General features: G+C 62.3%; 18 protein-coding genes. 14 read left to right on the forward strand and 4 right to left on the reverse strand.

Going from position 1 to position 12,354, the window contains the following annotated elements; genetic code table 11:
- Nucleotides 1–8: 8 nt before the first annotated feature.
- From BOP93_RS15895 to BOP93_RS15905, 3 genes are all read left to right on the forward strand, one after another.
- Nucleotides 9–998 (forward strand): 2-hydroxyacid dehydrogenase, encoded by a 990-nt coding sequence (locus BOP93_RS15895; RefSeq protein ID WP_104503395.1) that lies wholly within the window; start codon nt 9–11, stop codon nt 996–998.
- 71 nt (nt 999–1,069) lie between these two features.
- Entirely contained in the window at nt 1,070–1,510 is a 441-nt protein-coding gene (locus BOP93_RS15900) for a hypothetical protein (protein ID WP_104503396.1), read from the forward strand.
- The gene (locus BOP93_RS15905; protein ID WP_104503397.1) at nt 1,507–1,911 is read left to right on the forward strand and encodes an META domain-containing protein; all 405 of its coding nucleotides are present in this window, start codon (nt 1,507–1,509) and stop codon (nt 1,909–1,911) included. Before BOP93_RS15900 ends, BOP93_RS15905 begins: the two co-directional genes overlap by 4 nt.
- Nucleotides 1,912–2,034: 123 nt before the next feature.
- Here the strand turns inward: BOP93_RS15905 and BOP93_RS15910 are convergent, their stop codons facing one another.
- Nucleotides 2,035–2,496: a TlpA disulfide reductase family protein gene (locus BOP93_RS15910; protein WP_065894959.1), complete on the reverse strand. Its 462-nt coding sequence runs from the start codon at nt 2,494–2,496 to the stop codon at nt 2,035–2,037.
- Between the two features lie 115 nt (nt 2,497–2,611).
- On the opposite strand from BOP93_RS15910, the gene arsC reads away from it, so the two are divergent.
- Genes arsC through BOP93_RS15925 form a run of 3 tightly spaced genes read left to right on the forward strand, consistent with a single transcriptional unit; the run spans nt 2,612 to nt 3,964 of the window.
- Entirely contained in the window at nt 2,612–2,965 is a 354-nt protein-coding gene (gene arsC, locus BOP93_RS15915; protein ID WP_104503398.1) for an arsenate reductase (glutaredoxin), read from the forward strand.
- Nucleotides 2,962–3,576 (forward strand): NAD(P)H:quinone oxidoreductase, encoded by a 615-nt coding sequence (wrbA, locus tag BOP93_RS15920; protein ID WP_065884980.1) that lies wholly within the window; start codon nt 2,962–2,964, stop codon nt 3,574–3,576. Before arsC ends, wrbA begins: the two co-directional genes overlap by 4 nt.
- Nucleotides 3,560–3,964 (forward strand): DUF2069 domain-containing protein, encoded by a 405-nt coding sequence (locus BOP93_RS15925; protein ID WP_065894956.1) that lies wholly within the window; start codon nt 3,560–3,562, stop codon nt 3,962–3,964. Before wrbA ends, BOP93_RS15925 begins: the two co-directional genes overlap by 17 nt.
- Before the next feature lie 47 nt (nt 3,965–4,011).
- On the opposite strand, the gene BOP93_RS15930 is transcribed toward BOP93_RS15925, so the two are convergent.
- On the reverse strand, nt 4,012–4,683 hold the full coding sequence (locus BOP93_RS15930) for a DNA-3-methyladenine glycosylase I (protein ID WP_104503399.1): 672 nt from the start codon (nt 4,681–4,683) through the stop codon (nt 4,012–4,014).
- Nucleotides 4,684–4,750: 67 nt separating this feature from the next.
- The gene (gene ttcA / locus BOP93_RS15935) at nt 4,751–5,575 is read right to left on the reverse strand and encodes a tRNA 2-thiocytidine(32) synthetase TtcA (RefSeq protein WP_065884978.1); all 825 of its coding nucleotides are present in this window, start codon (nt 5,573–5,575) and stop codon (nt 4,751–4,753) included.
- 361 nt (nt 5,576–5,936) lie between these two features.
- On the opposite strand from ttcA, the gene BOP93_RS15940 reads away from it, so the two are divergent.
- Together BOP93_RS15940 and BOP93_RS15945 are read left to right on the forward strand one after the other, a co-directional pair.
- A complete protein-coding gene (locus BOP93_RS15940) occupies nt 5,937–6,539 on the forward strand; it encodes a Yip1 family protein (protein WP_057721811.1) in 603 nt (200 codons plus the stop codon).
- A gap of 128 nt (nt 6,540–6,667) precedes the next feature.
- Nucleotides 6,668–7,162: a SprT family zinc-dependent metalloprotease gene (locus BOP93_RS15945; protein WP_104505302.1), complete on the forward strand. Its 495-nt coding sequence runs from the start codon at nt 6,668–6,670 to the stop codon at nt 7,160–7,162.
- An 89-nt stretch (nt 7,163–7,251) separates the two neighbouring features.
- On the opposite strand, the gene BOP93_RS15950 is transcribed toward BOP93_RS15945, so the two are convergent.
- Nucleotides 7,252–8,427 carry a CaiB/BaiF CoA transferase family protein gene (locus BOP93_RS15950; RefSeq protein WP_104503400.1) on the reverse strand — a complete coding sequence of 392 codons (1,176 nt, stop codon included), beginning with the start codon at nt 8,425–8,427 and terminating at the stop codon, nt 7,252–7,254.
- A 158-nt stretch (nt 8,428–8,585) separates the two neighbouring features.
- On the opposite strand from BOP93_RS15950, the gene tusD reads away from it, so the two are divergent.
- The 6 genes from tusD (at nt 8,586) to BOP93_RS15980 (ending at nt 12,022) form a co-directional block, all read left to right on the forward strand.
- Nucleotides 8,586–8,978 (forward strand): sulfurtransferase complex subunit TusD, encoded by a 393-nt coding sequence (gene tusD / locus BOP93_RS15955; protein ID WP_065884976.1) that lies wholly within the window; start codon nt 8,586–8,588, stop codon nt 8,976–8,978.
- A gap of 1 nt (nt 8,979) precedes the next feature.
- Nucleotides 8,980–9,330, forward strand: a complete 351-nt coding sequence (tusC, locus tag BOP93_RS15960) for a sulfurtransferase complex subunit TusC (protein ID WP_104503401.1) — start codon at nt 8,980–8,982, stop codon at nt 9,328–9,330.
- Nucleotides 9,330–9,608 (forward strand): sulfurtransferase complex subunit TusB, encoded by a 279-nt coding sequence (gene tusB, locus BOP93_RS15965; RefSeq protein ID WP_065894951.1) that lies wholly within the window; start codon nt 9,330–9,332, stop codon nt 9,606–9,608. Before tusC ends, tusB begins: the two co-directional genes overlap by 1 nt.
- A complete protein-coding gene (locus tag BOP93_RS15970) occupies nt 9,605–9,940 on the forward strand; it encodes a TusE/DsrC/DsvC family sulfur relay protein (RefSeq protein ID WP_104503402.1) in 336 nt (111 codons plus the stop codon). Before tusB ends, BOP93_RS15970 begins: the two co-directional genes overlap by 4 nt.
- A complete protein-coding gene (locus BOP93_RS15975; RefSeq protein ID WP_104503403.1) occupies nt 9,937–10,938 on the forward strand; it encodes a glycosyl transferase family protein in 1,002 nt (333 codons plus the stop codon). Before BOP93_RS15970 ends, BOP93_RS15975 begins: the two co-directional genes overlap by 4 nt.
- A gap of 88 nt (nt 10,939–11,026) precedes the next feature.
- Nucleotides 11,027–12,022, forward strand: a complete 996-nt coding sequence (locus BOP93_RS15980; RefSeq protein WP_104503404.1) for a glutathione S-transferase family protein — start codon at nt 11,027–11,029, stop codon at nt 12,020–12,022.
- Nucleotides 12,023–12,354 lie beyond the last annotated feature (332 nt).

Here is a 12,354-nt window from a genome sequence, read left to right on the forward strand (position 1 = left end):
CTCTTTTAATGCGCGTCATTCTTTTCAGCAGCCAACCCTACGACCGCGACAGTTTTAGCGCTGAGCCACCCCCACAGGGCATCGAGCTGCAATTCCAACCCGCCCGTCTCAACCTCGACACCGTGGCCCTGGCCGAACACCACGAGGTGGTCTGCGCCTTTATCAATGATGACCTCAGCGCCCCGGTACTCGAGCAACTGGCCAAAGGTGGCACGCGCCTGATTGCGTTGCGCTCGGCCGGCTATAACCATGTCGACCTGCGCGCCGCCAAGCGCCTGGGCTTGAGCGTGGTGCGCGTACCGGCCTACTCGCCCCACGCCGTGGCCGAGCATGCCGTGGCGCTGGTGCTGGCGCTGAACCGGCGCCTGCACCGCGCCTACAACCGCACCCGCGATGGCGATTTCAGCCTGCACGGGCTCACCGGGTTCGACCTGGTCGGCAAAACCGTCGGCGTGGTCGGCACCGGGCAGATCGGCGCCACCTTCGCCAGGATCATGAGCGGTTTCGGCTGCCGGTTGCTGGCCCACGACCCCTTCCCCAACCCTGAGGTCCAGGCCATGGGCGCGCGCTACGTGAGCCTGCCCGAACTGCTCGCCGAGGCGCAGGTCATCAGCCTGCATTGCCCGCTGACGGCCGACAGCAGGCACCTGATCAACGCCGGCACCCTGGCCCACATGCAACCGGGCGCCATGCTGATCAATACCGGCCGCGGTGGCCTGGTCGACACGCCAGCGCTGGTGGAAGCGCTCAAGAGCGGCCAACTCGGTTACCTGGGGCTGGATGTCTATGAAGAAGAGGCCCAGCTGTTTTTCGAGGACCGCTCGGACCTGCCCCTGCAAGACGACGTGCTCGCCCGCCTGCTGACCTTCCCCAATGTGATCATCACCGCCCACCAGGCCTTCCTGACCCGCGAGGCACTGGCGGCGATTGCTGGCACTACACTGGCCAATATTGCGGCGTGGGCCGACGGCCGCGCGCAGAACCTCGTCGAGGGATGATCAGCGGTCACATACCAGGCTCATGATAGTCCGGCACCCGTGATAGGATGCCGCGCCTATTTGGAGGATCCATGGCCGAACACGATTTCCGCTTCAGCTTGCTGAGCCCGCAACACACCCTGATCGAATGCCGCGCCCTGGTGCCGGGGCGTTATCAAGTCACCGGCAACGGTGGTTCGATCAAGCATGGCGACGTGCTGATCGTCACCCTGCGCGGCAGCAAAACCCTGTCGATGCGCCTGACCGTGGAAGGTGACGCGCGCTATTCCATCCGCCCGGCGGGCCAATGGGTCGCCATGGCCCAGGGGCCGAAATTCGGCGAGTTGGAGATTCACACCTGGAAGGTCAATTGCGACAGCTGCGACAGCGTGCTGGAGTTCGAATTCGCGGTGGAAACCAAGCTCACCAAAGAGCCGCTGCAACCGGCCGCCAATGCCCGCATCAAAGCGCTCGGTTGGGCCAGCGAAGGCGACCGGCACCGCTGCCCGAAATGCCAGCAGGCCGCGCAATGAAGGGCCTGCTGCTGCTCGCCGCCATGGGTACGGCCCTGAGTGGCTGCGCCGGCGATGCGGTCAAGCTCAAGCAGGATCACAGCTATGCAGTGGAGTGGATCGGCGAGCGGCCGTTGATGGACTACGCGCACCTGACCGTGACCCTCGGTGCCGATGGTCGCGCCTATGGCAATGGCGGCTGCAACCACTGGTTTGCGCCGTACACCCTTGAAGGCGACAAGCTCAGCTTCGGCCTGATCGGCAGCACCCGCAAACTGTGCGCCGAGGCGCTGATGGAGCAGGAGCACCGCTTCTTCCAGGCCCTGCAAGGCGTACAGCGCTGGGATATCTCGCCGATCGAGCAGACGCGGTTCTGGCCCGCCGAGGGCAAGCCGATTCGCTTGTGGCTTGAACAAGGCTGACACCACCCGTCCAGAATTGATGAGGCACAAATGTGGGAGGGGGCTTGCCCCCGATGGCGGTGTATCAGCCAGCAGATACAGTGACTGACACACCGCTATCGGGGGCAAGCCCCCTCCCACACTTTAACCGCGCAGGGCCTTGAGTTTGGCCAACACGCCCTCTGCCGTCTGCTCCCCCATCAGTTGCTCGCGCACCTTGCCCTGGTCATCGATGATGTAGGTCACCGGCAGCGCCTCGCTGCGCGGAATATCGAAGATGCCCTCCGGGTTCTGCGCCAGCACGGTGAACTTGATGCCCAGCTTGTCGCTGGCAGCCTTGAGCTCCTCACCCTGCACATTGTCGAAGTTGACCCCGAACACGCCCACGTTCTGCGCTTTCAATTGTTCGGCCAGGGCATTGAGCTCGGGAATTTCCGTACGGCACGGGCCACACCATTCGGCCCAGTAATTGACCACCAGCCACTGCTTGTCCAGGCGTTCGGCCGGCACTTTCTGGCCGTACTGATCAACGCCGTAATCGTTACCGCAGCCGCTGAGCAGCAGGGTTGTGATGATCGCCAATGCACCGATCAGTCGCCTTGTCATGGGGTAATCCTTCGCAAAAATGAACGTTGGCTGCGGCCTATCGCCTCTGACGGTTTAAGGACAGGCGCCAGCACGGGTAGAATACCCGCCACCTTACGCAAGATGCGACCCGCACATGACCGATCTGACGCTTTATCACAACCCGCGCTGCTCGAAATCCCGCGGTGCGCTTGAACTGCTCGAAGCTCGCGGCCTCACGCCAACCGTGGTGCGCTATCTGGAAACGCCGCTGAACGCGGCGCAATTGAAGGCCCTGCTGGCCAAACTTGGCCTCAGTGCCCGCCAATTGTTGCGCACCGGCGAAGATGAATACAAAAGCCTCAACCTGGCCGACACCAGCCTCAGCGAAGCGCAACTGATCGCCGCCATCGCCGCACACCCCAAGTTGATGGAACGCCCTATCCTGGAAACCGCCGATAAAGCCATCATTGGCCGCCCGCCGGAAAACGTGCTGGAGATCCTGCCGTGACTGCGCCCTACGTGCTGGTGTTGTATTACAGCCGCAATGGCTCGGTCAGCGAAATGGCCCGGCAGATTGCCAGGGGCATCGAGCAGGGCGGCATGGAAGCCCGGCTGCGCACCGTGCCGGCGATCTCCACCGAGTGCGAGGCCGTGGCGCCGAGTATCCCGGACGAGGGCGCGCTGTATGCCAGCCTGGATGACCTGAAACACTGCTCGGCCCTGGCCCTGGGCAGCCCGACGCGCTTCGGCAACATGGCCGCGCCGCTCAAGTACTTCCTCGACGGCACCAGCAACCTGTGGCTCACCGGCGCCCTGGTCGGCAAGCCCGCCGGCGTGTTCACCTCCACCGCCAGCCTGCACGGCGGCCAGGAGACCACGCTGATGTCGATGCTGCTGCCGCTGCTGCACCACGGCATGCTGATCACCGGCCTGCCCTACAGCGAACAGGCGTTGCTCGACACCCAGGGCGGCGGCACGCCCTATGGCGCCAGCCACCACGCCGGGCCTGACGGCAAGCGTCTGCTCGACCCGCATGAAATCAGTTTGTGCCGCGCCCTGGGCCTGCGCCTGGCCAAGACCGCCACACTGCTGGAGAACGGCGTTGGCCAGAAAGCCTAAGGTCCTGCCGTCCCAGGCGTGGCTGGAACCACGGGTCAAGCTGGCGCGCGCACTGAGTCTGCTGGCGTTTTTCGGCCTGGTGGGCTTGTTGTGCGCCTATTACCTGTTCGTCGCCGACCTGCACGGGGCGCGCCCGTGGGTGATCCTGCTGATCGAACTGGTGCCGCTGCTGGTGCTGGCGCCAGGGATGATCACGGGCAGCGCGCGTGGGCATTCGTGGATGTGCTTTGTGGTGAACCTGTATTTCATCAAGGGCGCACTGGCCGCGTATGACCCGAACCGCCAGGGCTTCGGAGTGCTGGAAATGCTGGCGAGCCTGGCGGTGTTTTGTACGGCGCTGTTGTATGTGCGCTGGCGGCATCAGTTGAATCGACGACTCGCCGATTGACACACTCTGACGATCGTTCCCACGCAGAGCGTGGGAACGATCAACGATCAGTGGTTGACGGTGTAGGCCAGCATCATCGACAACTGGCACATCGGCCGCCCACTCTCGGCATGCCACTGGTTGAAAGCAGCCTGCACGGCCGCCAGGTCGCGCAGGCTGGTGGGTGCCTTGTCGACGATCTTCTGCGCATTCAGCGCCGCCACCACATCGTAGCTCGGCACAAAGGTATCCTTGCCGACCATACGTAAAAAGCGCGGTGCCGACAGGCCGCCCAACTGGTGACCGTGCTTGCTCAGGTATTTCCATAACCCGACGATATCGGTCACCGGCCACTCGGCGACAAACGCACCGAAACTGCCCTTCTCCTGCTCGATATCCAGAATCATCTGCGCATTGCGCGGCACACTCTTGAGCTTGCCCAGGTGGCGGATGATGCGCGTGTCCTGCATCAGCCGTTCCAGATGTTCAGCGCCCATCAGTACGACTTTTTCCGGATCAAAACCGAAAAACACCTGCTCGAACGCGGGCCATTTCGCGTCGACCACACTGTGTTTCAAGCCCGCACGAAAGACTCGCAGCGCCAGGGTCGACAGGTAGCGATCATCGCTGATCTTGCGCAATTGCGCCGGCGTCTTGGGCACAGGCAGATGGGCTTCCAGCTTGGCCGCCGAACCGAAGCGGTTCAGACAATATTCGTGCAGCCACTTGTAATCGCGCATGCCCTCTCCTGGCAGTTGAATGGAAAACGGCGCCCGCAAGCGCCGTGTACTAGAGCCTCGATGCGGCTCAGAGGTTCACTACATTGACGAAACGCGAGGCGGCCGTCTCATCGATTTTCAAGCTGGCGAAGTCGAACAGGTTGCGATCGGCCAGTTGCGACGGGATCACATTCTGCAGGCTGCGAAAAATACTCTCGGTGCGCCCCGGGGTCTTGCGCTCCCACTCCTGCAGCATGTCCTTGACCACCTGGCGCTGCAGGTTTTCCTGGGAGCCGCACAGGTTGCACGGAATGATCGGGAATTGCTTGAAGTCGGAATAAGCCTGGATGTCCTTCTCGTTGCAATACGCCAGCGGGCGGATCACCACGTTGCGTCCGTCATCGGCGCGCAGTTTGGGCGGCATGGCCTTGAGCGAACCGTTAAAGAACATATTCAGGAAGAAGGTTTCGACGATGTCGTCGCGATGATGCCCCAGGGCCATCTTGGTCGCGCCGATCTCATCGGCAAAGGTATAGAGCGTGCCACGTCGCAGGCGCGAGCACAGCGAGCAGGTGGTCTTGCCTTCCGGGATCAGTTCCTTGACCACCGAGTACGTGTCTTTCTCGACAATGTGGTACTCGACGCCCAGCGCTTTCAGGTAGGCCGGCAGCACATGTTCGGGAAAGCCGGGCTGCTTCTGGTCCATGTTGACGGCAACGATCTCGAACTTGATCGGTGCGACCTTTTGCAGGTGCAGCAGCACGTCGAGCAGGGTGTAGCTGTCCTTGCCGCCGGAGAGGCAGACCATGACCTTGTCGCCCTCCTCGATCATGTTGAAGTCGGCGACCGCTTCACCGGCCAGGCGACGCAGGCGTTTTTGCAGTTTGTTCTGGTTGACCGTAAGAGTGCCCATGGCGCTTGGATCCGCTAAAGGTGTGTGACGAAAAGCCGGGCATTTTACCTTCATGAACGACCGAGTTCCAATGTGGGAGGGGGCTTGCCCCCGATGGCAGTGTATCAGCAGCAACTACCTCGACTGACACACTGCCATGGGGGCAAGCCCCCTCCCACACTGGATAGTGTTGCCATCGACAGACCCAGCGGCGATTAAGCCTCGTGTTTACAGCGCGATTTACTCTAAAGGCCCTACAGTTTTCCCGGGTATCACTTCCTATACTGCGACGTGAGGTCGCACAACTATCCAGACCTTGCAGGCCAGTTGGCCGGTGGGCGCTCCGATGGGGGCGATAGGAATAACGACAGGAGTGACTGGCATGATCCATCACGTCGTGGGGCTGTTTACCCATCCCGATCAGGAATGGCGGGAAATTCGTGGCGATAAAGAAGAAAGCATCAGCCACATGTACCTCACTCACACGCTGGTTCTCGCAGCGATCCCCGCCATTTCCGCGTTTATCGGCACCACCCGGGTCGGCTGGGTCATCGGCAACCGCGCCCCGGTCATGCTTACCCAGGAAAGCGCGCTGTGGATGACCCTGATGTCGTACGCCGCCATGCTGGGCGGTGTGGCGGTGATGGGCGCGTTCATTCACTGGATGGCCCGCACCTATGACGCCAACCCCAGCATGGCGCGTTGCGTGGCCTTCGCCACCTATACCGCGACGCCCCTGTTTATCGGCGGGCTGGCGGCGCTCTATCCGCACATGTGGCTGGGTATGGTGGTGGGGACCGCAGCGATCTGCTACACGGTGTATCTGCTGTATGTGGGCTTGCCGACGTTCATGAGTATCGACCCGGATGAAGGCTTTCTGTTCTCCAGCTCGGTATTGGCCGTGGGCCTGGTGGTGCTGGTGGCGATCATGGCGTTTACCGTGATCGTCTGGGGCCTGGGCGTCGGGCCCATCTACACCAGTTGAGCCCCAGGCATGCAGGCAAAGCCACCGAAAAGGTGGCTTTGTGCGTCAGTCATGACCATTCGGCGCCTGAGAGATTCGGAACCCCCCTGCTTTGCGGCATACTGGGCGTCTCTGGAGATATGTACAGCATGCCCGAGCAACTCAATACCCGCGTCGAAGAGTGTTTCCTGCAAGCCGAATCCTTTTTCAAACGAAGCTTCAAACGCCCCACCGTCAGCCTCAAGCTGCGGGGCCAGAAAGCCGGTGTCGCGCATTTGCACGAAAACCTGCTGCGCTTCAACCCTCAGCTCTACCAAGAAAACAGCCATCACTTCCTCAAGCAGACCGTGGCCCACGAAGTGGCGCACCTGATTGCCCACCAACTGTTTGGCGAGCGCATCCAGCCCCATGGAGAGGAATGGCAGTTGATCATGCGTGGGGTCTACGAACTGCCGCCGGACCGTTGCCACACCTATGCGGTCAAGCGACGCCAAGTGACTCGCTATATCTACCGGTGCCCGTGTGCCGACAGTGACTTTGCGTTTTCAGCCCAGCGTCATGGGATGGTCGGCCAGGGACGGCGGTACTTGTGTCGGCGGTGCCGGAGTACTCTTGTGTTCACTGGGGAGACTCGGGTGGAGTGAGCCTCACCGGGGGCAAGCCCCTCCCACATTTTGAATGCATTCACAAATCAAAGGTGGGAGGGGGCTTGCCCCCGACGAGGCCAGAACAGTCACCCAATCACCTTGGCCTGCCGCAAATCCGCAATCCGCTGAGCACTCAACCCCAACTCCGCCAACACTTCATCACTGTGCGCCCCGACCGCAGCCCCGATATGCCGTGGCGCCGGCAACCCCTCGGAGAACTTCAGCGGGCAGGCCATCTGCGCCTGGGTCGAACCATCGCCCCTCGGCACCTGGCTGATCAACCCGCGCGCCTGCAGCTGCGGATGCGCCAGCGCTTCACTCACGCTCAACACCGGTTCCACACACGCATCCACGCCCGCAAACAACGCGCACAGCTCGTCAAAGCTGCGTTTCTCAAACTCCACCTGCAACGCCCGCTTGAATGCCGGCTGCTGCTCGGGCTTCAGCCCGTGCACCGCCAGCTCCGGCCGCCCCAGGGTTTCACACAGCTGCTGCATGAAAGCCGGTTCCAAGCTGCCCACCGACATCCAGCGCCCGTCACGGGTGCGGTAGTAATCGTAAAAACTGCCGCCATTGAGCACGTGATTTTCCCGCGCCGGCTCCACCCCGCAGGCCAGGTAACCCGCGCCGGCCATGGCGTTCAGGCTGAACGAGCAGTCGGTCATGCTCACATCCAGATATTGACCGACGCCGCTGTGCTGCCGCGCAACCACCGCCGCGAGCACGCCCACCACCGCATGCAGGGACCCGCCGCCCACATCCGCCAGTTGCACGCCCAGCGGCAACGGCCCACTGTCCCGCCGCCCGGTGTGGCTGGCCACGCCGGCGACAGCGAGATAGTTGATGTCGTGACCGGCGCGGTCCCTGTAGGGGCCGGTCTGGCCGTAGCCGGTGATCGACACATAGATCAGCCTGGGGTTGATCGCCTTCAGTGCGTCGTACCCCAGGCCCAGACGGTCCATGACCCCGGGGCGGAACTGTTCGATGAGAATATCGGTGCCCTTGACCAGCTCGAAGACGATCTGCAGCGCCTCGTCCCGCTTGAGGTCCAGCGCCAGGCTGCGCTTGTTGCGATTGAGATAGGCATGGCTCGCGGACGTGCCGTGATCATGGGGCGGCCACACGCGCAACAGGTCCGGCCGCGTCGGCGATTCGATGCGCAGCACGTCGGCGCCCATGTCCGCCAGCATCAGCGAGGCGAACGGGCCGGGCAACAGGGTGGAAAAATCCAGCACTTTGAGGGACGCCAAGGGACCTGACATACAAACTCCGTTTGCGATTGGACTGGCCACAGCGTAGTCAGCCTTCGGTGCCGGCGGCAATCGTCAGAACGATCAAGCGCAGTGACCGTTTTGATCACGGCGGGCTTTTTCGGCGCGGCGGCTTTATCATTGGCCCACGTTTGTTCGCAGAGTGTTCCATGAAGTTCGCGATTGCAGTGTTTTGCGCCGCCCACGCGCCCGCCTCGCGCCGCGCCCTGTTGTTCGCCCAGGCGGCCCTGGCCGGCGGGCATGAGATTGTGCGGCTGTTTTTTTATCAGGATGGCGTGTACAGCGCCTCCAATAATATCGTCGCGCCCCAGGACGAGCAGGACATCGCGCGCCAGTGGCGCGAATTTGTCGGCACCCACCAACTCGACGGCGTCGTGTGCATCGCCGCCGCCTTGCGCCGTGGCGTGCTCAATGCCGAGGAAGCCACGCGCTATCAACGCAGCGCGGTGAACCTGGACGCGCCCTGGGCCTTGTCGGGCCTGGGGCAGTTGCATGATGCGATCCAGGACGCCGACCGCCTGATCTGTTTTGGAGGTGCGTGACATGGCCAAATCATTGCTGATCATCAGCCGCCAGGCGCCGTGGTCCGGCCCCAGCGCGCGCGAAGCGCTGGATATCGTGCTGGCCGGAGGCGCGTTCGATCTGCCTATCGGCCTGCTGTTTCTGGACGACGGCGTGTTCCAGCTGGCGCGGCACCAGGACGCCAGGGCCGTGCAACAAAAGGATCTGAGCGCCAACCTGCAGGCGCTGGGTCTGTTCGGCATCGATGACGTGTTCGCCTGCGGCCACAGCCTGTCCGCACGCGGGCTGCCGCCACCGGACAATGCGCAGGCCCTGGACAGCCAGGCCATTTCCAGGCTGATTGACCGTTACGATCAGGTGATTACCCTCTGATGTCGACTCTACATGTGGTGAGCCACTCCCCCTTTACCGACAGCCGTCTGGACAGTTGCCTGCGTGTGTGCGGCAACGCGGATGCCATCCTGCTGTGCGGCGACGGCGCCTACGGCCTGCACAACGCAGCGCTGCAAACCAGGGGGGTAAAAGTGTTTGTGCTGGCTGAAGACCTGCAGGCACGCAACCTGCCGCTCCCGGACTGGGCCGACAGCGTCGACTATCCGGGGTTCGTGCAGCTGTCGATCGACTATGGCAAGGTCAACAGCTGGTTATGAACACACTGACCGTCGGCACGCGTAACCTGGCACTGGACAAGGACGGCTACCTCGTCGACCTGGATGACTGGTCCGATGAGGTGGCGCACGCCCTGGCCACCGCCGAAGCCGTGGAACTGACCCCGGACCACTGGGAAATCCTCCTGTTGCTGCGCCAGTTCTATAGCGAATTCCAGCTGTCCCCCGCCACGCGCCCGCTGATCAAGTACACCGCCTTGAAGCTCGGCCCGCAAAAGGGCAACAGCCTGCACCTCAATAAACTGTTCAACGGCACTCCCGCCAAACTCGCCGCCAAGCTGGCGGGCCTGCCCAGGCCGACGAATTGCTTATGACCGATTTTGCCCCCCTGACCCTCTCGACGCCTGAAGAACATCCGTTTGCGCCTTTCGTGCGCATCCTGGGCAAGGGCAAGCGCGGCGCCCGCAACCTCACCCGTGAGGAAGCGCGGCAAGCCATGGGCATGCTGCTCGACGAAAAAGTCGAAGACACCCAGCTGGGCGCGTTCCTCATGCTGCTGCGGCACAAGGAAGAAAGCCCGGAGGAGCTCGCCGGCTTCACCGAAGCGGTACGCGAGCGGTTGAACCCGCCCGCACTGAATGTGGATATCGACTGGCCGACCTACGCCGGCAAAAAGCGCCACTTGCCCTGGTTCCTGCTGGCGGCCAAATGCCTGGCGCAACAGGGTGTGCGCATCCTCATGCACGGCGGCGGCGCGCATACGGCGGGGCGCTTGTACACCGAGCAGTTGCTGGAGCGCTTGCACATACCGCTGTGCCGCAATTGGCAACAGGTCGAGGCGGCGTATGCACATGGCAACCTGGCATTTATCCCGCTGGGCGACTGGGCGCCCCAGTTGCAGCGCATGATCGACCTGCGCAACACCCTGGGCCTGCGCTCGCCGATCCACTCCCTGGCCCGCCTGCTCAACCCGCTGAATGCCCGATGCGGCCTGCAAAGCATTTTCCACCCGGGTTACCAGGGCGTGCACCGCGATGCCAGTGGCTTGCTGGGCGACAACGTGATTGTGGTCAAGGGTGACGGCGGCGAGATCGAGATCAACCCCGACACCCTCAGCCACCTGTATGGCACCACCGGCGGCCAGAGCTGGGACGAAGAATGGCCCGCCCTCTCCGCCCAGCGCCACGTCAAACCTGCGACCCTGGAGCCCGAGCATCTGAACGCCCTGTGGCGTGGCGACGTCGAGGACAGCTACCCGCAACTGGCGCTGATCGCGACCATGGCCCTGGCCTTGCGCGGCCTGGGACACGCCCGCGAGCAAGCGTTCGAACTGGCACAGCAATACTGGGAAGCGCGAGACAAATCGATTTAATCGATCATTCACCTCCGGTCTTTGCGCTTTTAGTTCGAACTCATCCCTTTAGACTGGGCTCCAACGCTTATTAGCCAAGGAGCCAGTCATGGGTTTGCTGATCGAAGGACACTGGAAAGACCAGTGGTACGAAAGTAGCGCAGATGGCGCTTTCCAGCGCGAACAGGCGCAACGTCGTCACTGGGTGACCGCCGACGGCCAGCCCGGCCCGAGCGGCGAAGGCGGTTTCAAGGCCGAGGCCGGACGCTATCACCTCTACGTTTCCCTGGCCTGTCCCTGGGCTCACCGCACCCTGATCCTGCGCAAGCTCAAGGGCCTGGAAAGCCTGATCGACGTCTCGGTGGTCAGTTGGCTGATGCTGGAAAACGGCTGGACCTTCGACAAGGCTCACGGCTCAAGCGGCGACGCACTGGACGGTTTCGACTTCATGCACCAGCGCTACACCGCCGACACCGCTGACTACACCGGGCGCGTCACGGTGCCGGTGTTGTGGGACAAAAAGCTCAAGCGCATCGTCAGCAACGAATCGGCGGAGATCATCCGCATGTTCAACAGCGCCTTCAATGAACTGACCGGCAATACCCTGGATCTCTACCCGCAGGCATTGCGCTCGACCATCGACACGCTGAACGAACGCATCTACCCCGCCGTGAACAACGGCGTTTACCGCGCCGGGTTCGCCACGTCGCAGCAGGCTTATGCAAGCGCGTTTGATGATGTATTTGCCGAGCTTGATCACCTGGAACATCACTTGGGCGAGCATCGCTACCTGGCCGGCGAATACCTGACCGAGGCGGATGTACGGCTGTTCACCACGCTGATTCGTTTTGATGCGGTGTATTACAGCCACTTCAAGTGCAACCTGCGGCGGATTGCCGATTATCCGAACCTGTCGAACTGGCTAAGGGAGATGTATCAGTGGCCGGGCGTGGCCGAGACGGTGGATTTCGAGCATATCAAGGGGCATTACTATGCCAGCCATCGGACGATCAATCCGACGGGGATTGTGCCGAAGGGGCCGTTGCAGCGGTTTGATGCTGGGCATGATCGGGAGCGTTTGAGTGGCAAAGGTGTGTGGCGCTGATCCGGATCATGGGGGCATAGGTATCTACACAACTCTGTAGCGCTCAACCGTAACCACGATGCGAAGCGAGTCGCTCTTGATCTTGATCTGCTTTTGATCTTGATCTCAGGCGCCCCGTTAAACCACGCTGGCCGAACGAAGGCTTGAATCCGTGGGCAACCCGGCAGGACGCCGGGTTAGCCGCACTGGGCCATGGATGGCCCATTGCGGCGGCCCACGGATTCAAGCCTGCGTTCGGGCACACCGAGCCTAGGCGAGGTGCCGAGTGGTGGGGCAAGAGCCCTTTGGTTACTTTGGGGCTTTTCCAAAGTGACCCGCCGTCAGGGCGGAAC

Origin of the sequence: Pseudomonas orientalis (assembly GCF_002934065.1) — a bacterium.
Classification (GTDB): Bacteria; Pseudomonadota; Gammaproteobacteria; order Pseudomonadales; family Pseudomonadaceae; genus Aquipseudomonas; species Aquipseudomonas orientalis_A.